The 23015-nt window shown below is 72.8% G+C and carries 18 protein-coding genes and 1 tRNA gene; 6 read left to right on the top strand and 13 right to left on the bottom strand.

The genetic code is table 11. The annotated features are described in order from the left end of the window. Nucleotides 1-66: 66 nt before the first annotated feature. Nucleotides 67-1047: a hypothetical protein gene (locus V2J85_RS39450; RefSeq protein ID WP_330824281.1), complete on the bottom strand. Its 981-nt coding sequence runs from the start codon at nucleotides 1045-1047 to the stop codon at nucleotides 67-69. Nucleotides 1048-1739: 692 nt separating this feature from the next. Further along, nucleotides 1740-2159, bottom strand: coding sequence for an SsgA family sporulation/cell division regulator (locus V2J85_RS39445; protein WP_261951259.1), 420 nt, complete (start codon nucleotides 2157-2159; stop codon nucleotides 1740-1742). A 538-nt stretch (nucleotides 2160-2697) separates the two neighbouring features. Between V2J85_RS39445 and V2J85_RS39440 the strand changes: the two genes are divergently transcribed. The 3 genes from V2J85_RS39440 (at nucleotide 2698) to glxA (ending at nucleotide 8659) form a co-directional block, all read left to right on the top strand. Beyond that, nucleotides 2698-2771 (top strand) — tRNA-Lys (locus V2J85_RS39440). A 2088-nt stretch (nucleotides 2772-4859) separates the two neighbouring features. Further along, entirely contained in the window at nucleotides 4860-6701 is a 1842-nt protein-coding gene (locus tag V2J85_RS39435) for a glycosyltransferase family 2 protein (RefSeq protein ID WP_330824280.1), read from the top strand. Continuing rightward, on the top strand, nucleotides 6698-8659 hold the full coding sequence (glxA, locus tag V2J85_RS39430) for a radical copper oxidase GlxA (protein ID WP_330824279.1): 1962 nt from the start codon (nucleotides 6698-6700) through the stop codon (nucleotides 8657-8659). Before V2J85_RS39435 ends, glxA begins: the two co-directional genes overlap by 4 nt. Before the next feature lie 260 nt (nucleotides 8660-8919). Here the strand turns inward: glxA and V2J85_RS39425 are convergent, their stop codons facing one another. The 3 genes from V2J85_RS39425 to V2J85_RS39415 form a co-directional block, all read right to left on the bottom strand. Beyond that, on the bottom strand, nucleotides 8920-9957 hold the full coding sequence (locus V2J85_RS39425; RefSeq protein ID WP_261951256.1) for a glycoside hydrolase family 6 protein: 1038 nt from the start codon (nucleotides 9955-9957) through the stop codon (nucleotides 8920-8922). 305 nt (nucleotides 9958-10262) lie between these two features. Further along, nucleotides 10263-10898, bottom strand: a complete 636-nt coding sequence (locus tag V2J85_RS39420) for a class F sortase (RefSeq protein WP_330824278.1) — start codon at nucleotides 10896-10898, stop codon at nucleotides 10263-10265. A gap of 163 nt (nucleotides 10899-11061) precedes the next feature. Continuing rightward, nucleotides 11062-11412 carry a hypothetical protein gene (locus tag V2J85_RS39415; RefSeq protein WP_330824277.1) on the bottom strand — a complete coding sequence of 117 codons (351 nt, stop codon included), beginning with the start codon at nucleotides 11410-11412 and terminating at the stop codon, nucleotides 11062-11064. A 513-nt stretch (nucleotides 11413-11925) separates the two neighbouring features. On the opposite strand from V2J85_RS39415, the gene V2J85_RS39410 reads away from it, so the two are divergent. Continuing rightward, nucleotides 11926-12705 carry an HAD-IIA family hydrolase gene (locus tag V2J85_RS39410; RefSeq protein WP_261951253.1) on the top strand — a complete coding sequence of 260 codons (780 nt, stop codon included), beginning with the start codon at nucleotides 11926-11928 and terminating at the stop codon, nucleotides 12703-12705. Nucleotides 12706-12858: 153 nt separating this feature from the next. Here the strand turns inward: V2J85_RS39410 and V2J85_RS39405 are convergent, their stop codons facing one another. From V2J85_RS39405 to V2J85_RS39375, 7 genes are all read right to left on the bottom strand, one after another. Further along, entirely contained in the window at nucleotides 12859-13980 is a 1122-nt protein-coding gene (locus V2J85_RS39405; protein ID WP_330824276.1) for a 2-aminoethylphosphonate ABC transporter substrate-binding protein, read from the bottom strand. Between the two features lie 40 nt (nucleotides 13981-14020). Further along, nucleotides 14021-14818, bottom strand: coding sequence for an ABC transporter permease (locus V2J85_RS39400; RefSeq protein WP_261951251.1), 798 nt, complete (start codon nucleotides 14816-14818; stop codon nucleotides 14021-14023). Beyond that, nucleotides 14802-15776, bottom strand: coding sequence for a 2-aminoethylphosphonate ABC transporter permease subunit (locus tag V2J85_RS39395; protein WP_330824275.1), 975 nt, complete (start codon nucleotides 15774-15776; stop codon nucleotides 14802-14804). Before V2J85_RS39395 ends, V2J85_RS39400 begins: the two co-directional genes overlap by 17 nt. Beyond that, complete coding sequence (locus V2J85_RS39390; RefSeq protein WP_330824274.1) at nucleotides 15766-16929, bottom strand: ABC transporter ATP-binding protein; 1164 nt, start codon at nucleotides 16927-16929, stop codon at nucleotides 15766-15768. Before V2J85_RS39390 ends, V2J85_RS39395 begins: the two co-directional genes overlap by 11 nt. A gap of 1 nt (nucleotide 16930) precedes the next feature. After that, nucleotides 16931-17584, bottom strand: coding sequence for an HAD family hydrolase (locus V2J85_RS39385; RefSeq protein WP_261957111.1), 654 nt, complete (start codon nucleotides 17582-17584; stop codon nucleotides 16931-16933). Between the two features lie 128 nt (nucleotides 17585-17712). Then, complete coding sequence (locus V2J85_RS39380; RefSeq protein ID WP_330824273.1) at nucleotides 17713-18834, bottom strand: TIGR03364 family FAD-dependent oxidoreductase; 1122 nt, start codon at nucleotides 18832-18834, stop codon at nucleotides 17713-17715. A 137-nt stretch (nucleotides 18835-18971) separates the two neighbouring features. Next, nucleotides 18972-19736: a GntR family transcriptional regulator gene (locus V2J85_RS39375; RefSeq protein ID WP_419836881.1), complete on the bottom strand. Its 765-nt coding sequence runs from the start codon at nucleotides 19734-19736 to the stop codon at nucleotides 18972-18974. A 102-nt stretch (nucleotides 19737-19838) separates the two neighbouring features. Between V2J85_RS39375 and V2J85_RS39370 the strand changes: the two genes are divergently transcribed. Continuing rightward, nucleotides 19839-20204, top strand: coding sequence for a VOC family protein (locus V2J85_RS39370; protein ID WP_261951246.1), 366 nt, complete (start codon nucleotides 19839-19841; stop codon nucleotides 20202-20204). A gap of 46 nt (nucleotides 20205-20250) precedes the next feature. Here V2J85_RS39370 and V2J85_RS39365 read toward each other — a convergent pair whose 3' ends face one another. Continuing rightward, on the bottom strand, nucleotides 20251-21411 hold the full coding sequence (locus V2J85_RS39365; protein ID WP_330824271.1) for an ROK family transcriptional regulator: 1161 nt from the start codon (nucleotides 21409-21411) through the stop codon (nucleotides 20251-20253). 57 nt (nucleotides 21412-21468) lie between these two features. Between V2J85_RS39365 and V2J85_RS39360 the strand changes: the two genes are divergently transcribed. Further along, a complete protein-coding gene (locus V2J85_RS39360; RefSeq protein ID WP_261951244.1) occupies nucleotides 21469-22602 on the top strand; it encodes a Gfo/Idh/MocA family oxidoreductase in 1134 nt (377 codons plus the stop codon). Nucleotides 22603-23015: the final 413 nt, after the last annotated feature.

Below are 23015 nucleotides of genomic sequence, written 5' to 3'. Positions count from 1 at the left end.
GCGGTGGCGGGGGGCGGCGGCCAGCAGGCGCGGGGTGAGGGGCGGGGCGGCTTGGAGGAAGGGCTGTTAGGCGGCTGTGGGGAGGGGGGTGGTGGGGCGGGCGGCGGTGTGGACCAGGGCGGTGTAGGTGCGGCGTAGGGCGATGAGGGATTCCTGGGCCTCGCGGTAGACGGCGGCGTCGGGGCCGCCTCGGTGGGCGAGGGTGCGTACGGGTGCGCAGTGCCGGTCCATCGCGCTGAGCCAGGCGCGGTGCTGGGCCGGGAGGTGGCGGCGCAGGAGTTGGCGGCGGCCCTCGCCCATACGGCGGCTGCCGATGCCGAGTACCGCCTCGGCGGCCTGGAGTACGGGCGGCTCCAGGGCACCCTGTTCGACGAGCGCACCGAGTACCGCGCGCTGCTGCGGAGTGGCCGGCGCGGCCGCCAGTTGCGCTGCCTCGGCATGGAGTTGAGCGCGCAGCGCGTGCTGGACCCGGACCAGGCGGCGGAGGGCCGTCGGCGTGGAGGAGTCGTCGGGCGAACGGCCCGCGAGGGTCTCGGCGAGCCGCAGCAGCCAGATCCCGTGGGCCTCCAGGCGGGTGGCGGCGAGCATCAGCCGGTCCAGGCGGCTGAGCGGTTGCCCTTCGGGGGCCCAGCGCACGATGGGCACGAGCTGTTCGGTGCGGGCCAGTTGGTCGATGGGGATGTGGCGGCGGGGCTTGCGTTCGGGGGCCCAGTTGTGGAGGGCGAGGGTCGGCAGGGCGACGAACTGGTCGTGGTCGATGCGATGCGCGATGGCCGCCCACAGTTCGAGGAACGCCTCGTCGGCGACCTCGCGTGCGGCCGGTGCCTGCGGGTCCAGCCCGCACCAGCCGCACGCCACCGCGATCACGGCGATGCGCATGGCCGCGGCCTCCGCATTGCGCGGCGAGAGACGGGATACCCGCTGCCGCAGGGCGGACAACTCCTCGTCGCGATGGGCGCGTTCGACGAGGGCGACGGCGGTCTCGCGGTCGGGTGCGGTCGCGGCGGCACGCGCCATGGCGTCCAGCCGGCTCCACGTTCCGATCATGGAACGGACCGGTGGCCGCTCGGGCAGGAAGCCGTGTACGCGGGGGTCGTGGCCCGCGCTTTGCTGGGCCTGGCCACCGGCGCAGCCGGTGCCGCCGGTCGACGGGTCCGCTTCCGTACCGCGCCGTGCGGCCGGTACGGGGCGGGGGTCAGTGCTGGTGGCGTCGGCAGCGGTAGCGGTAGCGGTAGCGGTAGCGGTAGCGGTAGCGGTAGCGGTAGCGGTAGCGGTAGCGGTAGCGGTAGCGGCATCGTTGTCGGCAGCGGCGGTGGCGGATATGCCCGCGCCGCGTCCGGTTGAGTTGGCGGGCACTGCCGGTATGGGGGTCGCCGCTGGCGCCTCGGCCCGCCCGGGTGTCACTCCCGTCCCAGCAATTGCGCTCCGAGTCGTTCCGGCCTTGGCCGCACCAGGAGTCGCCCCTGTCCCAGCTGCCCTCAGAGCCGCTCCTGTCTCTGCCGCACCAGGAGTCGCCGCCGGCACCGTCGCAGCCGCGGCCGCTGCCCTCGTCCCAGCAGCTGCATCCGTCCCCACCGCTGCTCTCGCCCCCGCGACGGCATCTGTCCGGGCCGCTGCCGGCGTCCCCGCGTCAGCGCTCGCCCTCGCGGTGGCCGTTCCCGTTGCCGCCGCCGTGGCCGTACCCGTTGCCGCCGTCGTGGTCCTGATCGTCGTCTCCCCCATCAGCCTTTCAGCCCTCCCTAGCTTTTCCCCGTGAGCAGCCGGGCCAGGTGCATGTCCATGTCGAGATAGTCGCTCTCGTCGCCGGGTGGGACGATCGCCGCGGTCTGCTCCAGCCAGGCGGTGAGTTCCGTGGCGCGCACCGTCAGCTCACAGACGCTGTCGTCGGTGGCCAGCTCGATGTGCACCCGACGCTGCTCGCCCGGCCGACGGAACGGCCACACCCGTACGTCGCCCTCACCGGCCTCGTCGTACAGCCCGACCAGCAGCAGGTCACGGGCGAACAGCCAGGTGGCGACCGTGCGGCCGCGGCTGATGAAGGCCACCTCGACCTCGTACGGGCGGTCGCTGCGGTAGCTGAACCGGCCGGCGACCGGAACTGCTTCGTCCGGTCCGAGGAGGAGCCGCATCTCGAGGGTGCGTTTGGCTGTCGACACCACGACGATCAACCTTTCCGACAGAGGGGCGAGTCCCGGGTGCCCGGTCCGGGGCGCGCGTCCTGGCAGACGTTGCTGTGGAGGGTGGGGTTGCGGGAGACGAAGGAGGAGTGACGGACGCCATGGCCGCCTCCCTCTTCGCGTGCTCGATCCGTTCGCCCCGGCTCTTGGCTGCAGCCTCTCAATCGATAGGACACATCGCATGTTGACGGGGCAAATGCTGCGCTACGGCCGCGGGGTCGATGAACTCGATCTTCACAAAGCAATTCGGGCTGTTCGGTAGTCGAAGGTCCCAAGATCAGGGGACTTTCGACCCGTGGGGTGGGTGGGATTGGTGCGGTAGGGGGTGGTGGAGGTCGCCGAGGGAGGAACGGGGCAGGGTGGTGGGGTGGGTGGTGGGGGATGAAGGCCAGGGGGAGGAGCTGGGGGACGGGTGCGCGCAGGCCTGAGTGGCCGGGATCACACCCGTGGGGTGCGTGAGCTGGGCCGTCCGGGGTACGGAGCACCGCCCGAGGTCGTGTAGAGTTCTTCACGTCAGCAGGCGCCGCTAGCTCAGTTGGTTAGAGCAGCTGACTCTTAATCAGCGGGTCCGGGGTTCGAGTCCCTGGCGGCGCACTGTAGGACTGAGGCCCCTCGCCAATGGCGGGGGGCCTCAGTCATGCGCTTAGCCATCCACGTCGTCGGTTGTGCCCTCGGGTCATGCCCCCGGTCATGCCCTCGGTCATGTCCTCGGTTGTGCGGGGGGCGGAGGCTCCGGCTTTCCGCCGGTCTGCGGGCTGTGGGCCTTGGGTCGCGGGTTTGTGGGCATTGGGTCATGGGCCGTGGGCCTTGGGCCTTGGGCTGCAGGCTGGACTACCGGGGCACGCGGTCGGGGTGATCTTCGCTCCTGGCCCCTCCCTCCGGAATGCGCGGCCTGTCTCGTCGGGGCCTGCTCCGAGGGTGGGAGTGACGCGTTCGGGGGGGCATCCAGAGGACGAGCGGGGCGAGGGCGCCTGTCAGGGCGGTCCAGGCCCGCCATGCGCCGTCCATCGGGAGGAGCAGTCCCCCCCACGGCGGCCCCGAGAGGATCATGCCGAGCAGTGGCAGTACGCCGACCGGCACCGCGCGCGGCCAGTGGCTGCCCAGCTCCAGCAGACGCGGCCGACGGCCGGCGGCGAGCGGGAGGGGCGCGGGCGGGCGGGCCGCGGCGATCCCGTCGACCTCGACCCTGGCCCCGGGGATGTGTCCGGGAAGGTGCCGACCCTCGCCGGCCATGAAGTCGGCGGGCACCTTGCCCTGAGAGCCCAAGCGCGCGGCGCGAGCGGGTTTCGCCCCGCTGACCTCAGCCTTCGCCCCGGTCCCGGCCCCGGTCCCGGCCTCGGTCCCCGGCCCCGGTCCTGGCTCTTGCTCTTGCTCTGGCTCTGGCCACCGGGCTCTCCCCTTCCCCTCCCCTCCCCCGGTCGGAGCGGGGACGTGGCGCGACAGCCCGTTGCGTCCGGCGCGCCGCAGTCGTCCTTTTGCGGACCGCGCTCCTCCCTCCGTACGACACGGTCCTCGGGTCGTACGCCACTGCTCTCCTCCCGTGCGCCGGCTCGGGCGGGTGCCTCCGAAGGCGGCGTGCGCGCCCCGTCGAGTGCCAGGTCGTACGCACGCCGTGTGGTGATCCGGCCGGACCGGGACGTGGGCGGCGACGGTGAGAATACGGTCACGGCAGGGCCGAGACGTGGTGGGCAACGGGGCGGCCGCGTAGGTCTGCCACTCGCCAAGCAGGGGCGTATCGGCCACCCCGCCAAAAGGGCGCGCCAAGTGGGCATTTTCGGGCGGTTACGGGCTCGGGCGAGCGCGCTCCGTCATACACCGTCCCGCACGGCACAGCCTTGTCCGTATCCCCCTCGGACCGTCTTGTGATCAAGGGATCCGGTTCGGGACCCTGACCTGGGAACTCGACCGAAAAGTGGCTGGGTTCAAGGGAGTTGGGGACAAAGGGATACGTCGGCTGGCGTGATGTGGACGCCGGGGAACCCGTTGCTCGGAAGAGCGGCCGGGGGCGCCCGTCACACGGCCGGAAACGGCCGCCGCCGCCCGCCGGCGCGGCGGCCCGACACCAACGAGCCCGAGTCGGTCGAGGGGGACCGAGGAACAACCGGGCCATCGGCAGATATGGCACGCAGCGTGGGCTGCGTGCGGGGGGATGGACTCATGACGTCGCCGCCTGACGACGTCCGGCCGCAGCATTCGCGCGGTCCGGACCCGGACAATCCGCTTTCATACGATGACGAGCCACCGGCCCACGATCCGACGCCAACGCCGACGCCGATGCCGACGCCGAGTCCGAGGCCGACGCCGAGTCCGACGCCGATGCCGGCGCCGTACGACTCGCCTCCACAGGGCGTACCGCCACACAACGCACCTTCACGCAACGCACCTTCGTACAACGCGCCTTCGCACAACGTGCCTTCACGCCACGCGCCTTCGCACAACGCGCCCCCGCACAACGTGCCTTCACGCCACGCGCCTCCGCACCCCTCACCCCCCATTCCCCCACCGCCCCCCATCACAGCCCGCCCCCGCCTGCGGCGGCAGCACTCGCCACAGAGGCACCACAGGGAACCGGAGCGGCAACCGGAGCGGCAGCAAGAACGGCAGCGAGTACGGCAGCAAGAACGGCAGCAAGGACGGCGCCAGCGGCAACAGCGGCAGCAACGGCGCAGCCCGCAGGAGGCGTTGCCGCGTTATGACTACGAGCACTACAGCCGGCTGGCCGGGCCGCTCACCCTGCCCGAGCCGGGGCGCCCGTACCGGGTGCGTTATCGGTCGCTGCTCGCCGGGGAGCCGCACCGGGTGCGTGCGGCGTTGCTGCTCGGGGCCGCGCCGCTGCTCTCACTGGGGCTGCTGACGTGGCTGCTGCAGCCCGGGCACTGGACGCATCGTGACTACCCGGCGCACGCCTTCCTGCCGGCGCTGGACTCCGTGATGCTGGTTTCGATCGGGCTGATCGAGTTCTTCCGCTGCATGAACGTGCTCTCCAACGCGCACGCCACGCTCGTCGCCCGCGACCCCGTGCCGGTCGTGCCCGAGAGCGGCACCCGGGTCGCCTTCCTCACGTCCTTCGTGCCCGGCAAGGAACCGCTGGCCATGGTGACGAGGACGCTGCAGGCGGCGGTCCGGGTGCGGCACCACGGTCCGGTGCACGTCTGGCTGCTGGACGAGGGGGACGACCCCGAGGTCAAGGAGGTCTGCCGGCGGCTGGGGGTGCGGCACTTCACCCGTAAGGGCATCCCGGAGTGGAATCAGGCCAAGGGGCCGCATCGCGCCAGAACCAAGCACGGCAACTACAACGCCTGGCTGCAGGCGCACGGCGACGACTACGATTTCTTCGCCTCCGTCGACACCGACCACGTGCCGCTGCCCAACTATCTGGAGCGGATGCTGGGCTTCTTCCGCGATCCGGACGTCGGGTTCGTCATCGGCCCGCAGGTGTACGGGAACTACGACAGCTTCGTCACCAAGGCCGCCGAATCACAGCAGTTCCTCTTCCACGCGCTGATCCAGCGGGCCGGGAACCGCTACGGCGCACCGATGTTCGTCGGCACCTCCAACGCCGTACGGATCAGTGCGTTGCGGCAGATCGGCGGGCTGTACGACTCGATCACCGAGGACATGGCGACCGGTTTCGAGATGCACCGCCACCGCAATCCGCGGACGGGCCGGAAGTGGAAGTCGGTCTACACGCCGGACGTGCTCGCCGTCGGTGAGGGGCCCACCGCCTGGACGGACTTCTTCACCCAGCAGCTGCGCTGGTCACGCGGGACGTACGAGACGATCCTCAAGCAGTTCTGGAAGGCGCCGTTCACCCTGTCGCCGGGACGGCTCTTCAACTACACCCTGATGGTCATCTTCTATCCGATGTCGGCGCTGAACTGGCTGCTTGCGGCGTTGAGTTGTTCGCTGTTCCTGGGGTTGGGCGCCTCGGGCGTCAACATCGATCCGACCGTCTGGCTGATGCTGTACGGCAACGCGTCGGCGCTGCAGATCGGGCTGTACGTCTGGAACCGGCGGCACAACGTCTCGCCACACGAGCCGGAGGGGTCGGGCGGGGTCGCCGGGATGGTGATGTCGGCTCTGTCGGCACCGATCTACGCGCGGGCGCTGTGCGATGCGATGCTGCGCCGCAGGAGCCGGTTCGTGGTGACGCCGAAGGGTGATTCGTCGAGCCCGGACACGCTGTTCGGGACGTTCCGGGTGCACCTGTTCTTCCTGGTCGTCTTCGGGGCGTCGCTGGGCGCCTCGTTCGTCCTGGGGCACAGCCATCCGGCGATGATCGTCTGGGCGGTGCTGGCGATGCTGATCGCGATCGCGCCGATCGTCGCCTGGCGACTGTCCGTCCGCGGGGAAACGCGGCAGCGGCGGCAGGGCGAGGCGACATCCCCTGTCGGCGCGCGGAGCGAGGCCGCGCGCCCCGCACTCGCCCAGCAGACCGAGGAAACCCCGCAGACCCTGCAGTCCGAGGAATCCCGGCAGACCGATGAGACCTTGCAGACCGCTCTTGGGGGACGTCACACATGAAGTACCGTCCGAGCCGTCGCCTGCGCCGATTGACGATCGCGACGGCGGTGGTGCTCGCGCTGGCCGGGGTGAACGGGCCGGTTCTCTACGGCTTCGCCTCGGAGGAGTACCACCAGTACAAGATCAATCAGCCCGGGTACAAGGCGGCGAACGGCCACTGGGAGGTCGTCGACGTCCCCGCCGCGTACCGCATCAACACCATCCACGCAGCCCTGCTGCACACCGGCAAGGTGCTGCTGGTCGCCGGCTCCGGCAACAACGCCGCGAACTTCCGCGCCAAGTCGTTCCGCACGGTCCTGTGGGACCCCGTGAAGAACACCTTCACCAACATCCCGACGCCCAAGGACCTCTTCTGCTCCGGGCACACCCAACTGCCGGACGGCAAGCTCCTGGTGGCGGGCGGCACCCAGCGCTACGAGAAGCTGAAGGGGGACGTGAAGAAGGCCGGCGGACTCATGATCGTCTACAACGAGGATCCGGACGCGCCCCGGACGTTTCCGGCGGGCACGCGCTTCACCGGCCGGGAGAACGGCAAGACCTTCGCCTCCAAGGACCCGGTGGTGGTGCCGCGGGCGAAGAAGACCAAGGACCCGGTGACCGGCCGGGTGACCGTGACCCACAGCGAGGCGCGGATCTACGTCGAGGCCCTCAAGGACGGCCGGAAGTACGCCACCGGCGCCCAGGACAACTACCGGATCCACGGCCTGACCGGCGCCGATGCCCGCAACTTCTACGGCATCGCACAGAAGCTCTCCTTCGACAAGAAGGACTTCCAGGGCATCAAGGACGCCTTCGAGTTCGACCCGGTGGCCGAGCGCTACCTCCGCGTCGACCCGATGAACGAGGCCCGCTGGTACCCGACGCTGACCACGCTCCAGGACGGCACGGTGCTGTCCGTCTCCGGACTGGACGAGATCGGGCAGGTCGTCCCCGGCAAGCAGGAGATCTACGACCCGGCCACGAAAACGTGGCACTACCTGCCGCAGCGGCGCTTCTTCCCCACCTATCCGGCGCTCTTCCTCACCGACCGGGGCCGGGTCTTCTACACGGGCTCCAACGCCGGCTACGGCCCCGACAACGTCGGCCGTACGCCGGGGATCTGGGACCTGCGGTCGAACTCCTTCCGGCCGGTGCCCGGGATGAGCGACCCGGACCTGCTGGAGACGTCGATGTCGGTGCTGCTGCCGCCCGCCCAGGACCAGCGGTACATGGTGCTGGGCGGCGGCGGGGTCGGCGAGGACCCGCGGTCCACGGACCGAACCCGGATCGTCGACCTGCACGACCCCGCGCCGCGCTTCCGGGACGGGCCCCGGCTGTACGCCAAGGCCCGCTACCCGAGCAGCGTGATCCTGCCGGACGACACCGTGCTCACCACCAACGGCTCCGGTGACTACCGGGGGCGCAGCGACTCCAATGTCCTCAAGGCGGAGCTGTACGACCCGGCCGCCGACACCGCCCGGCCGGTGGCCGACCCGCTGGTGGGCCGCAACTACCACTCCGGCGCGCTGCTGCTGCCGGACGGCCGGGTGATGACCTTCGGCTCCGACTCCCTCTACGGCGACAAGGACAACACCCGGCCGGGCGTCTTCCAGCAGCAGATCGACCTCTACACCCCGCCGTACCTCTTCCGGTCCTCGCGCCCCCGGCTGGTGGACACCGGTCGCGCTCCCCTGACGGTCCGGCTCGGCGGTACGGCCACCTACCGTGCCCCGCACGCCTCGGCGATCAGGAAGATGCGGCTGATCCGCCCCGGGTCGTTCACCCATGTCACCAACGTCGAACAGCGGTCGGTCGCACTGGACTTCCGCGTGGCCAAGGGCGGCGACGGGGTGACGGTGACGCTGCCGTCGGACCCGTCGCTGGTGCCGCCCGGGTGGTACATGCTGAACGCGGTCGACCAGGCGGGCACCCCGTCGAAGGCGGTGTGGGTGAAGGTCCCTCCGGCGGGAGGGAGTTGAGCCGGGTCGGGGGGCGGAGTTGAGCCCCCAATCGGAGGGAGTCGAGCCGGGCGGGCGGAGTTGCGCCCAATCGGAGGGAGTCGAGCCGGGCGGGTGGAGTTGCGCCCGACCGGAGGAGTTGAGCCGGACCCGAGGAGTCGAGTTACGTCGGGAAGCCGAGTTGAGCCGGGAAGTCGAGTTGAGCCGGGAGGTCGAGTTGAGCCGGGGTCCCGGCCGGCAGGCCTCGTTCACACGGTCTCCGGCTCGACCCGGCGACGGTGTCAGCGGGCGTTGCGGGCCAGTTCGAGGGCGTAGGCCGGCCACCAGTCGCCCGCCTTCGGGCCGCCCTTGCAGGTGCCGTCCGACTCCCCGGGGCGCTTGATCCAGAGGTAGCCGGATATCAGGGGGTCGCCGGTCCGGGTGGTGGGTGGAGTGCCCAGGGCGCGGCCGGGTGGGTTGCACCAGCTCTCCCGGTCGTCGCCGCCCGGGGCCGGGCCGTTGCCGTTGCGGCTGGTGTCGATGACGAAGTGCTTGCCGCCGACGAGGGCGGAGAGGCGTGTGCCGTATGCGGTGTTCTCCTTCGTGGTCTGGTAGTTGGAGACGTTCAGCGCGAAGCCGTCGGCGCGGTCGATACCGGCCCGCTTGAGGGGCTCGGCCATCCGGGCCGGGTCCTTGATCCAGTGCGGGTTGCCGGCGTCCAGATAGACCGTGGTGTGCGGCAGTGCCTTGAGCTTGCCGACCGCCTCCGTCAGCAGGGCGTAGCGCTCCTCCTGGAACTGCGCCGGGGTGCATCCGTCCGCGAGGTGCGGCAGCGCGTCCGGCTCCAGGACGACCGTGGTGGCGCGGTCGCCGATGCCCTTGACGACGCCGTCCAGCCAGGCGCGGTACGCGTTGCCGTCGGCGGCGCCGCCGCGGGAGTAGCGGCCGCAGTCGCGGTGCGGGATGTTGTAGAGGACCAGCAGCGCCTCACGGCCGGCCCGGTCGGCCGCTTCGGTGAAGCCGCGGGCCTGGCCCTGCGGGTTGTCGACGCCTATCCATTCGGCGACCGGCTGCCTGGCGATCCGGTCGACCAGCCGGGCGTCGCCGGTCTTGCCTTCCTTGCCGTACGCGGATACCTGGCGGGCGGCCGTACTGTCCGGGTTGACCCAGTACGGCGTCACGGACCGGGGGCGCTGGCCGGGTCTGCCGGGCACGGAGGCGTCGCCGCCGCCGCTGTCGCCGCCGCCGCTTCCGGACGACGAGCAGCCCGTGAGCAGCAGCATCACCGCCGCCAGCGGCGCCACCCCTTTCGCGGCGGACCGCCGCAGTTTGCCGTACATCCACTCCCCCCTCGGAGCACGGAACGCAGGGAACTGACAGAACAGTTGGATCAGGCAGGACGGACAGAACAGATGGAACGGATGGAATAGGTGGAATGGGTGGAATGGTCGGAGCGGTTGGGGTGGTTGAGGCGGTTGGGACGGTTGGAAACGTCGGCGTGAGACCGGTACAAGACCGGCAAATGACTGCCGGCCGAAGCCATCGTGGCACACCGCAACCCTGCCGCAGGGGGCCTGTGGACAACCTGTCCACAGGCCCCTACCGCGGCCAGGCGTAGGCACGGCGTAGGCAGTGGCGTAGCGCGTCAGTGGCTGGGTGCGCCAGCCGACTGATAGCCCGTCAGGTAGGCCGAGACCACCACCACGTTCCTGCCGTCGGGGGCCTCTCCGGCCAGCCGGAGTTCGGAGCGGCCGGCGGCGTGTGCGGCGTGGGCCGTACGGGCGTCGAAGTGGGCCCGGTCGTGGAGCTGGACGTCCTCGACGGTGAATCGGACCGTACTCCCGTCGGAGCGCACGACGTCGACCCGCTCCCCCGGCGTGAGACCGCTGAGCGACGGACGGCGGGCCCCGGTCAGGCCCTCCCGGCCACCGGCCACGTCGCCCCAGCCACCGGTCATGGCGTCCTGGCCGCCGATCACGTAGTTCCCGCCACCACTCCCGCCCCACAGGTTGAGCAGCGCCGTGCCCGCCTCGCCCGGTTGCGGCCCCCGGGCGTACCAGCGGATCGCCACGTCGGACATCCCCAGTGCGCCGATGCGCAGCCGGCTCGGTCGGACGGCGGCGGGGGCCGGGACCGGGGCGTGGGCGTGCGGGGGTGCCTGGCGGCCCAACGGGCGGCCGACGGCGGCGACATCGCCGGTCGTGGTGAGCGGGGCGGCCACGCCGTCGGCCAGGTCGCGGCCCCACAGCCACAGTCCCAGCAGCAGGACCGCCCAGGCCACTCCGGCCAGCAGCTGTCCGGGACGGCCATGGCTGGCGGCCCAGGGTCCCTCGTCTGCCTGGGGCCTCTCGTCCGTCCGGCGCCTCTCGTCCGTCGGGGGCCCCTCGTCCGCCCGGGGCCTCTCGTCCGCCCGGGGTCCCTCGTCTGCCCGAGGTTCCTCCTCCTCAGCCTTCATCCGCCTCGCCCTGCCGTTCGCGGCGAAGACGCAGCCGGAGCCGCAGCAGCTGCCCCGCGATGACCAGGATCGCGCCGCCGGCCAACACCAGGCCGACGGCCGAGGTGCTGCTCAGCTCGCGGCGCGGGGCGGCGTGCAGGGCCGGGCGGAGCGGTACCGGCCCGGACACGGTGGCCGCTAGCCGGGCGGGCGCGGGGTGCGTGCCGCCGTGGACGGCCGGCGGGCGGGTGACGGAGACCGTGTCGGTCCGGGCGCCGTACGGGTTCGACGCGTACGCCGGCGCCATCGTCACCGCCGCGGCCGCGACCGCGGCGCAGAGAGCGAGTTGCGGTGAGCCCATGGTGAACCTCCGATGCCTTTGAAGGTCCGCCCCCACGGGCCCGCCCGCATCCGGTGCGGCCCGAAGCTGCGCCGTTCGAGTGGCGGGTCGCCTCTTGGCGGGTCACCCACTGGCCGGCCACTCCTGAAGGGCGAGCCGGCCGCCGCTGGGAATATCCCTCGCCCCCGCCCCGTTGTGGCCCCCGGGGGGGTTCGCGGCCCGTACGGGATCCGTTCGACCGCCCCCCTGGGGCCAGCCACAGCGCCCCCCTGGGGCCAGCGGCAGCGCCCTCCTGGGGCCAGCCGCAGCGCTCCCTAGGGCCAGCCACAGCACCCCACCGGCTGCCCACCAGCCGCCCACCGGCCTCTTCCCGACCCTCCGCCGGCGCTCCGCCGGCGCTCCGCCGGCGCTCCGCCGGCGCTCCGCCGGCGCTTTACCGGGCCCCTCCCGGTCTTCTCCCCGCCCTCTCCCCGCCTTCTCCCGGTCCCGTCCCCGTGATGGCGCACCGGCCGGAGCTGCTCGTACGGTAGGACCATGACCGAGCGTAAGCCCATCGAATCCTGGCTCACCGACATGGACGGCGTCCTGATGCACGAAGGCGTCCCCGTGCCCGGTGCCGATCGCTTCATCAAGAAGCTGCGCGATTCCGGCCGGCCCTTCCTGGTGCTCACCAACAATTCCATCTACACCGCGCGCGATCTGCACGCCCGGCTGAACCGGATCGGGCTCGAGGTGCCGGCCGAGAACATCTGGACTTCCGCTCTGGCGACCGCCACGTTCCTGGACAACCAGCACCCGGGCGGTACGGCGTACGTCATCGGCGAGGCGGGGCTGACCACCGCGCTGCACGACGCCGGTTACGTCATGACGGACCTGAACCCGGATTTCGTGATCCTGGGCGAGACGCGGACGTATTCGTTCGAGGCGCTGACCAAGGCGATCCGGCTGATCAATGACGGTGCCCGGTTCATCGCCACGAATCCCGACAACACCGGCCCGTCCCCCGCGGGTGCCCTGCCGGCGACCGGATCGGTGGCGGCGCTGATCACCAAGGCGACGGGCAAGGAGCCGTACTTCGTCGGGAAGCCCAACCCGCTGATGATGCGCAGCGCGTTGAACACCATCGGTGCCCACTCCGAGACCTCCGCCATGATCGGCGACCGTATGGACACCGATGTGCTGGCGGGGCTGGAGGCCGGGATGGAGACCTTCCTGGTGCTGACGGGCCTGACGAGCCGTAGCGACATCGATCACTACCCGTACCGCCCGACCAACGTGGTGGACTCCATCGCGGACCTCGTCGACCTGGTCTGAGACGGCACGCGGGCCCGCCGGCGCGCGGCGGGCCCGGCCCCGGCCGGCCCCCCGGCCCACCCCGCCCCGATCCGGCCCACCCCGCCCCGCCCCGGCCTGCCCCGTCCCGGCCCGGCCTGCCCCCTCCCGGCCCGGCCCGTCCCGGCCCCGGATTCAGCTTCCGGTTGCCGTCTTCCAGGCGTCCACGTACGAGTCCAGGTTCTTGTCGATGTCCTTCCAGTCGGGCTGGAAGACCTCGACGTCCTTCATGAGGGCGGCGAGGGCCTTGGCGTGGGCGTCGGTGGGCTTGATGTCCTTGCGGGCGGTGAAGCCGCCGCCGACCGCGGAGACCTCCTGCTGGACCTCGGGCGAGAGCAGGTAGTCGAGGAACTTCTCGGCGTTGGCGGTGTGCGGGGCGTTCTTGACCAGGCCGGCGGCGTACGGGAGCGCGAAGGTGGTGGGCCGGGCGCCGGGCCTTGCCGTGGGGAAGAAGATGCCCTGGTCCGGCATCGACTTCATGTTGGCGTAGTTCATCTGGACGTCCCCGTTGGCGACCAGGAGTTCGCCCTTGTCCGTCTTGGGGGCGAGCTGGCCGGTGGAGGAGGACGGGCCGACGTTGTTGGCCTGGAGCGTGCCGAGGAACTTCATGGCCGGGCCCTGGCCGCCGAAGTCGTGCAGCGCCTTGATGAGGACGGCGGTGCCGTCGCCGGCGACGCCCGGGGTGGAGTACTGGAGGCGGTTCCGGAACGCCGGCTTCGCCAGGTCCTGCCAGGTGGCGGGGGGCTGCTTGAGCTGCTTCTTGTTGTAGATGAAGCAGAAGTAGTTGTTGACGACGGAGGTCCACCGGCCGGCGGGGTCCTTGTCGGCCGCGGCGACCTGGTCGGATCCCTTGGGGCGGTAGGTGTCCAGCAGTCCCTTGCCGTCGGCCTGCTGGATGAACGGCGGGAGGGTGACGACGACGTCCGCCTTGGTGTTGGCGCGTTCGCGGGCCAGGCGCTGGACGGCGACGCCGGAGCCGAGTTCGACGTAGTTGACCTTGATGCCGGTCTTCTTGCGGAAGTCCGCGAAGACCTTGTCGTAGAAGCCGTCGCCCTGCTCGCTCTTGAGGCCGTCGGCGCTGTAGACGGTGATCTCCTTGGCGTCGGGGTCGGCCGAGGCGCCGCCGCAGGCGGTGAGCGAGGCGCCGAGGAGGAGGACGCCGCAGCCGGCGGCGAGCGGCGTGAGCGGGAGACGGAGGGCGGACGGACGGGGAGCGAACGGACGGGGGGCCACGGGGCGGGATGCGGCAGCGGGCATGGCGGGGAACTCCTAAGTGGCGCAAGGGACTTGGGGACGGTCAGCGGTAGCCGGCCCTGGTGCGGAGGCGGGAGACGGCGAGGAGGACGAGGAGGGTGGTGGCCATGAGGGCCACGGCAAGGGCGGCGCCGGAGAAGAGGGCGCCGCGGTCGGTGGCGGCGAAGATCTGCACCGGGAGCGGCAGCCAGTCCGGTGGGTAGAGCATCATCGTGGCGCTCAACTCGCCCATGGACAGGGCGAAGCAGAGACCGGCGGCGGCGGTGAGGGACGGCAGCAGCAGGGGGAGTTTGACCCGCCACAGGACGTACCCGGGGCGGGCGCCGAGGCCGGCCGCGCTCTGTTCGTAGGCCGGGTCGAGGCGGGCCAGTGCGGCGGTCACGGACTGGTGGGCGAAGGCGGTGACCAGCACCGTGTGGGCGAGGATCACGATCTGCGGGGTGCCGTTGAGCAGCAGCGGCGGCCGGGAGAACGCGACGAGCAGGGCGAGGCCCACCACCACGGAGGGGACGGCCAGCGGCAGCAGGAAGAGGCCGTCGAGGACGCGGCGGGCGCGCCGCCCGAGCCGCTGGGCGGCCAGCGCGGCCCAGGTGCCGGCGGTGAGCGCGGCCAGGCTCGCGGCGAGGGCGGTGCCGAGGCTGGTGAGCAGGGCGGTGAGGGCGTCGCCCCGGGCCAGCTCGCGGTAGTGGGCGAGGGTCGCGCCGGACGGCAGGGCGCCGCTCCAGTTCGTGGCGAAGGACGCGGCGACGATCACCAGCAGGGGCAGTGCGAAGAGGGGCAGGAACAGGGCGAGGAAGAGGACGTGGAGGACCCGGCGGGCGGGCTTACTGGACACCAGCACGGTGCGGCACACCTCCTGTGCGGGGAGCGGCGCGGCCGCCATTGCGGGCGCCGGCGGTGCGGCCGGGCGAACCGGCCGTCGTGGTGCGCGTGGTGCGGGGCATCACCGCCCGGTAGAGGGCGTAGAGCGCGACGGACAGGGCGATGTTGACGACGGCGACGACGCAGGCGCCGGTGTAGTCGCCGTCGAGGAGGGCCTTGCTGTAGACGAGGACGGGGAGGGTGACCACGTCCTTGGCGCCGGTGAAGAGCACGATGCCGAATTCGTTGAGGCACAGCACGAGGACCAGCGCGCCGCCCGCCGCGAGCGCGGGCAGCGCCTCCGGGAGGATCACCGTGCGGACGATCCGCCACGGCCGGGCGCCCAGGGAGGCGGCGGCCTCCAGCTGCCCGGTGTCCATCTGGGAGAAGGCGGCGAGCAGCGGCCGCATCACGAACGGGGTGAAGTAGGTGACCTCGGCCAGCAGGACGCCCCAGGGGGTGTGCAGGAAGTCCAGGGGTCCGTGGGAGGCGCCGGTCAGGTCGGTCCAGACGCCGTTGGCGATGCCGACGGTGCCGTAGAGGAAGAGCAGGGCGAGGGTGATGAGGAAGGAGGGGAAGGCGAGGAAGAGGTCGATGAAGCGGGCCAGGGCCCGGCCGCCGGGGAACGGGACGAAGGCGATCACGAGGGAGAGCGCGAGCCCGAGGAGGAGGGCGCCGGCGGTGGCGCCGGCCGCGATCAGCACGGTGTGGGTGAGCGCGGTGCCGAACGACGTCTCGGCGAAGACCTCGGCGTACGGGGCGAGGGAGTGGCCGCCGTCCTCGGGGCTGACGGACTGCCAGGCCACCAGGGCGAGCGGGTAGAGGAAGACCAGGCCGAGCGCGGCGAGCGGCGGGAGGGCCCACAGGTACGGTCGGGATCCCGGCGCGCCCGTCCGGGCCGCCGTGGACCGGGCTCCGAAGGACGGCTCACCGGTCATGGCGGGCACCGTCCTCGGTGAGCCCGGCCGGGATCAGCACCGCGTCCTCGGGCGCGAAGTGCAGTGCGACCTGCTCGCCCAGTGGTGGTGTGGTGCGGAGTTCGGTGACGTCGGCCATGACGCGGTGGCCGTCGACGGACACGTACAGGCGGTGGGTGGCGCCCCGCCACTGCACTTCGGTGATCTTCCCGTGCAGGGTGTTGCCGGGGCCGTCGCCGAGGCCGACGAGGTGCGGGCGGACGCAGAGCGTGGCGCGGGCGCCCTCGGCCAGGCCGTCCGGCACCGGCACGGTCAGCGGCCGGCCCGCGAGGTCGACCCCGTCGCCGGGCCCGCGCACGGTCACCGGCAGCAGGTTCGCGGTGCCCACGAAGGAGGCGGTGAACTCGGTGCGCGGCCGCCGGTAGAGCTCCTGCGGGGTGCCGCAGTCGCGCAGCCGGGCCCGGTCCAGGACGGCGATCCGGTCGGCCAGGGTGAGCGCCTCGACCTGGTCGTGGGTGACGTAGAGGATGGTGACGTCGGGCAACTCGCGGTGCAGTCGGGCGAGTTCGGCGAGCATGCCGGAGCGGAGCCGGGCGTCGAGCGCGGACAGCGGTTCGTCCAGGAGCAGCACGCCGGGGCGGATGGCCAGGGCCCGGGCGAGGGCGACCCGCTGCTGCTGCCCGCCGGACAGTTCGCGGGGGTGTCGGCCGGCGTAGGCGGCCATCCCGGTCATCTCCAGCGCCTCGGCGACCCGGCCGGGGATCTCGGCGCGCGGCGTCTTCTGTGCCTTGAGGCCGAAGGCGACGTTCTCGGCGACCTTCATGTGGGGGAAGAGCGCGTACTGCTGGACGACCATGCCGATGCCGCGCTTGTACGGCGGGAGTCCGGTGACCTCCCGGCCGCCGATCAGGACGCGGCCGGAGGCGGGGCGGACGAAGCCGGCGACCGTGCGCAGGGCAGTGGTCTTGCCGGAGCCGGACGGGCCGAGCAGGGCCATCACCTCGCCCGGTTCGACGGTCAGGTCGAAGGAGTCCAGGACGGTCTGCCCGCCGTGTGTGCCGTAGGTGACGGTGACGTGGTCGAAGCGGATGCCGGAGGCGGGCCGGTCCGGTGCCGGCCGGCGGCCGGCGGGCGGGGCGGACGCCGGGGTGGCGGGGGTGGTCGGGGCCGGCATCTCACACCACTCCCAGCAGTGCGGGCAGTTCGGCGACCGAGCCGAGGACGTGGGTGGCGCCGGCGGCCTCCAGCTGCGCCCGGTCGTGCGCGCCGGTGAGGACCCCGGCGACGACGGGGGCGCCGGCCCGCAGCCCGGAGAGCATGTCGTACGAGGTGTCGCCGGCCACCGCGATCCGGTGGACGGAGTCGGTGGCGCGGGTGCGCAGCAGGGCCGTGAGGACCATGTCGGGGTACGGGCGGCCGCGGCCGCCGGCGTCGGCCGGGCAGAGGGTGAGCGGGACGAGGTCCTGCCAGCCGAGGGCGGCGAGGATGGCGTCCTGGGTGACCCGGGCGAAGCCGGTGGTGAGCACGACGGTGCGGCCGGCGTCCCGGAGCGCCTCGATGGCCTCGCGGGCGCCGGGGACGGGCGCGATCCGGCCGTCGTCGACGAGGGCGCCGTAGGCCGTCTCGAAGGCGGCGTTGGCGCGCCGGGCCGCGGTCTCGTCGCCGAAGAGGTGGCGGAAGACGGAGATCTTCGACTCGCCCATGGTGGCCCGTACGTAGGCGAGTTTCCCGGCGTGGTCGGGGCTGCCGGGCTCGACGCCGAGGTGCCGGGCGGCGGCGTCGAAGGCCCGCTCGACCAGGCCGCCGTCGGCGACGGTGGTGCCGGCCATGTCGAGGACGATCAGCTGGATGCCGTGCTCGGTCCTGCCGTGCCCGTGCGTGCTGTTCCCGGGTGTGCCGTTCCCGGGTGTGCCGTTCCCGGGCCTGCTGTTCTCGGGTGTGTGCTGCGTCAACGGGCTCACCATCCCAGGTCGTCGGCGGTCCGCTCGGCGATCGCCGGGGAGCAGGTCATGCCGCGGCCGCCGGGCCCGGTGACCAGCCAGACGCCGTCGCGGACCTGCTGGCGGTGGACGACCCGGGCGGGGTCGGTGCACTGGGCGTAGACCCCGGCCCAGCGGTGGCGGATGCGGGGCAGCGGGCGGCCCAGGATCGCCTCGACGACGCCGGTGAGGTGCTCGTAGGGCTCCTCGACGGTGTCGAAGGCGAACGGCGTCGCGTACTCGTGGGTGTCGCCGATGGTCAGTCCGCCGTCGGCGCGCTGGACCATCAGCAGCTGCATCCTGTGCGCGGCGGCGGTCGGGGCCTGCGCCTGGCCGGCGTTGAGCGCGTCCAGGGCGTCGCCGCGGTAGGCCGGGTAGTAGCGGAAGCTGTCGGCGTCGGCGACGGAGGTGGTCAGCGGCTCGCCAAGCGGGTCGGTCTGCATCATCTGGAGCCGCACCCGGCGCACCGGCAGGTCGGGGGCGAGCTCGCGGACCAGTCCGCCGAGCCAGGCGCCGGTGCACAGCACGACCGCGTCGCCGTGGTGGGTGTCGCCGTGGTCGTCGCGTACGGCGCGTTCGCCGGCCACTTCGCGGACCTCCCGGCCGCCGAGGTAGGTGTACCGGCCGGACGCCAGCAGTTCCTCCTTCAACGCCCGCTGGGCCACCCGGGGTTCGACGGCCGCGTCCCGCTCGCACCACAGCGCGCCGGTGAACTCACCGCGCAGGGCCGGGTTGAGGGCCCGCGCGTCCGCGGCGTCCAGCAGCCGGTAGCCGCGGGCGGTGGCGTCCGGGCGGCGGGTGGCGGCCTCGGCGACGGCCCGCTCGACGTCGTTCCTGACGACGGTCAGCGAGCCGATGGCCCGGAAGCCGAGCGCCGGGACGCGGGCGCCGATGCCCTCCCACAGCTCGCGGGCGCGCAGCGCGGTCGCCAGCTCCTCGCCGCCGGCCCGGCCGCTGATCCAGATCTGTCCGAAGTTGCGGACCGAGGCGCCGCGGGCCTCGGCCTCCCGTTCCAGGTGGAGGACCTCGTGGCCCCGTTCGATGGCGTGCCAGGCGTGCAGGGTTCCCAGCACGCCGGCTCCGACGACTATGACTCGCATGGCCCAGACGGTCCTGGCGGCGGATGTCCCACGAAGGGCGGTCCGGCGTCGGAACGGTGAACAGGGCATCACGCTTGGCCTAGACCCGTTACCATTTCGTGATCAGAGCGACCCAAGGGGGGCGCGCTGACGCCAGCTCAGTTCCGTTCGGCGGGCGTCCCCAGGTGGGTGGTGAAGGAGAACCGGTCACCCCGGTAGAGCGAGCGCACCCGCTCCAGCGGCCGGCCCCCGGTGTCGCGGGACAGCCGGTGGATCAGCAGCATCGGCAGCGCCCCCGGCGTGCCGATCAGCAACGCCTCGCGGGGTGTGGCCAGTACGGTCTCCAGCCGCTCGTCCGCGTCCCCGAAGGCGATGCCGAGCCGGTCGTGGAGGTAGGCGTAGAAGGACGAGTCCGGCTCGAAGTCGGCGGCCAGGTCCGGGACCCGGGCGAGGGCGACGTAGGTGCTCTCCAGCCCGACGCGTTCGTCGTCGGCGAGCAGCACCCGCTCCATGTGCCACACCGGATCCCCCGCTTCGAGGCCCAGGTCGGCGGCGAGCGCCGGCGGGCAGGGGAAGCGGTCCAGGCCGACCAGGTGCCGGCCGGGGCGGCGGCCCTGGCCGCGTACGCCCTCCGTGTAGCTGGCGAGGGCGAGCGGCTGCTCCAGCTTGGGTCCGGCGACGACCGTGCCGCGCCCCGCCCGCCGCAGCCGCCCCTCCAGGACGAGCTCGCGCAGGGCCTGCCGCAGCGTCTCGCGCGAGACCTCGAACCGCGCCGCCAGTTCGCGCTCGGTGGGCAGCACCTCGCCCTCGCCCAACTCCGCGAGCAGCGCGGCGATCTCGACCTTGGCCGCGTAGTACTTGGGGATGCGCCCGTGCTCGGGGACGCCGGACCGGACGGGCGCGCCAGGATCCTGGCCGTACATGAACTCCACGCGGTGATCCTCGCACCCGGGGGCGGGCCGGCCGGGGACCGGGCCGCGAATATCCGGGCGACAGCCGGGCGCGGCCGGTGGCACGCTGGGCGCATGCTCGATCACATAGCGGTCCAGGTGACGGACGTGGCGACCAGCGCCGCCTTCTACGACCGGGTGCTCGCCCCGCTCGGCGGCGTACGGACGAAGGAGTTCGGGGAGTTCCTCTGCTTCGGCACGACGGGCCACACGCTCTGGCTCGTCCCGGCCACGGACGAGGGCCCGGGCCGCGAACTCCATCTGGCGTTCAGCGCGCCGGACCGGGCGGCGGTCGACGCCTTCCACGCCGCGGCGGTCGCGGCCGGCGCGGAGTCGCTGCACGCGCCGCGGGTGTGGCCGGAGTACCACGAGGCGTACTACGGGGCGTTCGTCCGCGATCCCGACGGCCACAACATCGAGGCGGTCTGCCACACGCCGTAGGGGCACGCGCCACGGGGAACACGGCGTCCGCGCCCGCCGGTCCCCGTCAGTCCCCTTGCCCGGCCTGTCGTACGGGCGGCCGGCCGCCGAAGAGCGGGGCGAGGACCAGCTCCGCCGCGCCGTCGGCGACCGTCCGGGCGCCGCCGGGGGCGAGCGCCACGGACACCGCGGTCCGGGTGCCGGGGCCGCCGCGGGTGCGGGCCTGGGCGGCCAGCGCCCGGGACACCCCGCCGAGGAATTCCTCGGGGTGGTCGAGGACGGTGCGCCCGCCGAGCAGGACCCGGTCGATGTCGAGGAGTTCGACGAGATTGGCCGCGCCCACGCCCAGCGCCCGCGCGGCGCCCGGGAGATCACCGCGGGCCACCGCCGCCAGGCACAGCGCCTCTATGCAGCCCCGCTGCCCGCAACCGCAGCGCGGGCCGTCCAACTGGACGATCTGGTGGCCGAATTCGCCGGCGCCGGTGCGCGGGCCACGGTAGAGGCTTCCGCCCAGGACGAGACCGGCGCCGAGGCCGGTGCCCAGATGCAGATAGCCGAAGGAGCCCGCGCCCGCGGGCATGCCCTGCGCGAGCCCGAGCGCCGCGGCGTTGGTGTCCTTGTCGAGCACGGCGGGCAGGCCGAACCGCGCGGCGAGGACGTCCCGCAGCGGGAAGCCGTCCCACTCGGGGGCGCCGGTGACGCGGTGCAGCACCCCTGACGTGTGGTCCAGCGGGCCCGGGCAGGCCACGCCCACACCCAGGACCGGCGGCCCCGCGGCCCCGGCGAGCAGCGCCGCGACCTCCCGTTCGACGGTGCCGAGCACCTGCTCCGCGCCGGCGGCCAGGGCGAGCGGGGCGTGCCGGACGGCGACCGCGCGGCCGGCGAGGTCGACGCGGACGGCGGTGAGCTCGTCGCGGTCCAGATGCAGCCCGACGGCATGCCGGGCGCCGGGGACCAGCCGCAGGGCGGTGGCGGGTTTGCCGCCCGTGGAGGCGCGGCGGCCCGCCTCGGCGGCCAGGCCCTCGGTACGCAGCCGCGCGGTGATCTTGCTGACGGCCTGCGGGGTCAGCCCGGTCTGCGCGGCGAGCTCCAGCCGACTGACCCCCGCTTCCCCGGCCGCGCGCAGCAGGCCCAGCACCAGCGCGGTGTTGTGCCCGCGCAGCGCGGGGAGGTTGGCGCCCACCGAACCGGCGACGCCGCCGAAAGAAGGGAAATCGGTGCTGGTCACGCCCCCATTGTCCGCCAAGGCTTGCACTTAAGCAACAGCGTTGCTTAAGTGGTGGGCATGAGTGAGACGAGCGAGAAGAGCCCGATCGGCGCACCGCAGCGGAACGGCGGCTCCCCCGGCGCACCCCTGCGGGTCGGCCTGCTCGGCTACGGCCTGGCCGGCTCCGTCTTCCACGCCCCGCTGATCGCGGCCACCGATGGACTGCTGCTCGACACCGTCTCCACCAGCAATCCGGAGCGGCAGGCGCAGGCCCGCGCCGAGCATCCGCAGGTGCGGACGGTCCCCACCGCCGAGGAGGTCCTCGACCGCGCCGCCGAGCTGGACCTGATCGTGGTGGCGTCGCCCAACAAGACCCATGTGCCGCTCGCCACCGCGGCGTTGGAGGCCGGGCTGCCGGTGGTCGTCGACAAGCCGCTGGCCGCCACGGCCGCGGAGGCCGACAAGCTCGCCGCGCTCGCCGCCGACCGCGGCCTGCTGCTCTCGGTCTTCCAGAACCGCCGCTGGGACAACGACTTCCGCACCGTCCGCAAGCTCGTCGAGGAGGGCGCCCTCGGCGACGTCCAGCGCTTCGAGTCCCGCTTCGAGCGCTGGCGCCCGACCCCCAAGGGCGGCTGGCGCGAGTCCGGCGACCCCGCCGAGATCGGCGGTCTCCTCTACGACCTCGGCAGCCACCTCGCCGACCAGGCGCTGACCCTCTTCGGCCCGGTCGTCTCCGTCTACGCCGAGTCCGACGTCCGCCGCCCCGGCGCCGAGGCCGACGACGACACCTTCCTCGCCCTCACCCACGCCAACGGCGTCCGCTCACACCTCTGGGTGAGCGCCACCGCCGCCCTGCTGGGCCCCCGCTTCCGGGTGCTGGGCAGCAAGGCGGGCTACACCAAGCACGGCCTCGACCCCCAGGAGGCCGCCCTCCGCGAGGGCCGGCGCCCCGGCGACGAGGACGTGGAGTGGGGCGTGGAGCCGAAGGCCTGCTGGGGCCGCCTCGGTGCCGGCGCCTCCCCCCGAATGGGCGGCGGCGACCCCGTCCCCACCCTCCCGGGCGACTACCCCGCCTACTACGCCGCGATCGCCCGCGCCCTCCGCGAAGGCGGCGACCCCCCGGTCACCGCCACCGAGGCCGCGGCCACCCTCCGCGTCCTGGAGGCCGCGAAGCGCTCGGCGACAGAAGGCCGAACCGTTGCACTGAGCTAACTCCCCACGTACCTGGCCGTCCCGCCGCGGGGCGCTGCGCTTTGCGGCGCCTCCCACGTACCTGGCTTTCTCGCCGCGGGTCTTGGTCGCCGTTGCGCGCTTTGCGGCGCCCCGCACGTACCCGTCTGTCCCGCCGCGGGTCGTCTCGCCGTTGCGCCTGGCGGCGGGCGTTTGTGTGTCGGGTGCGGTGCCGGCCCTCCAGACTTCGTCCTCCGGTCCAGCCCCTCCCGTGAGTGGGAGTTACTGAGCTGGTCGGGGGCGAGCGTTGTCTCTTGGCTGCGCGCGGGTGGGCATTACGTGCACCCCCACCATCGTTTTCTTCCCCTCTCACGGGAGGGGACGGGCCGGAGGGGCCGGTTGTGTGGACGTAAAGCGTCAGCAGTCCACACAACCGGCCCCGGAGGCCCGTCACC

Source organism: Streptomyces bugieae (assembly GCF_036352915.1).
Lineage (GTDB): Bacteria > Actinomycetota > Actinomycetes > Streptomycetales > Streptomycetaceae > Streptomyces > Streptomyces endophytica.
Note: the sequence above shows the minus strand (reverse complement) of the source record. Positions and strands in the feature narration are given on the sequence as shown.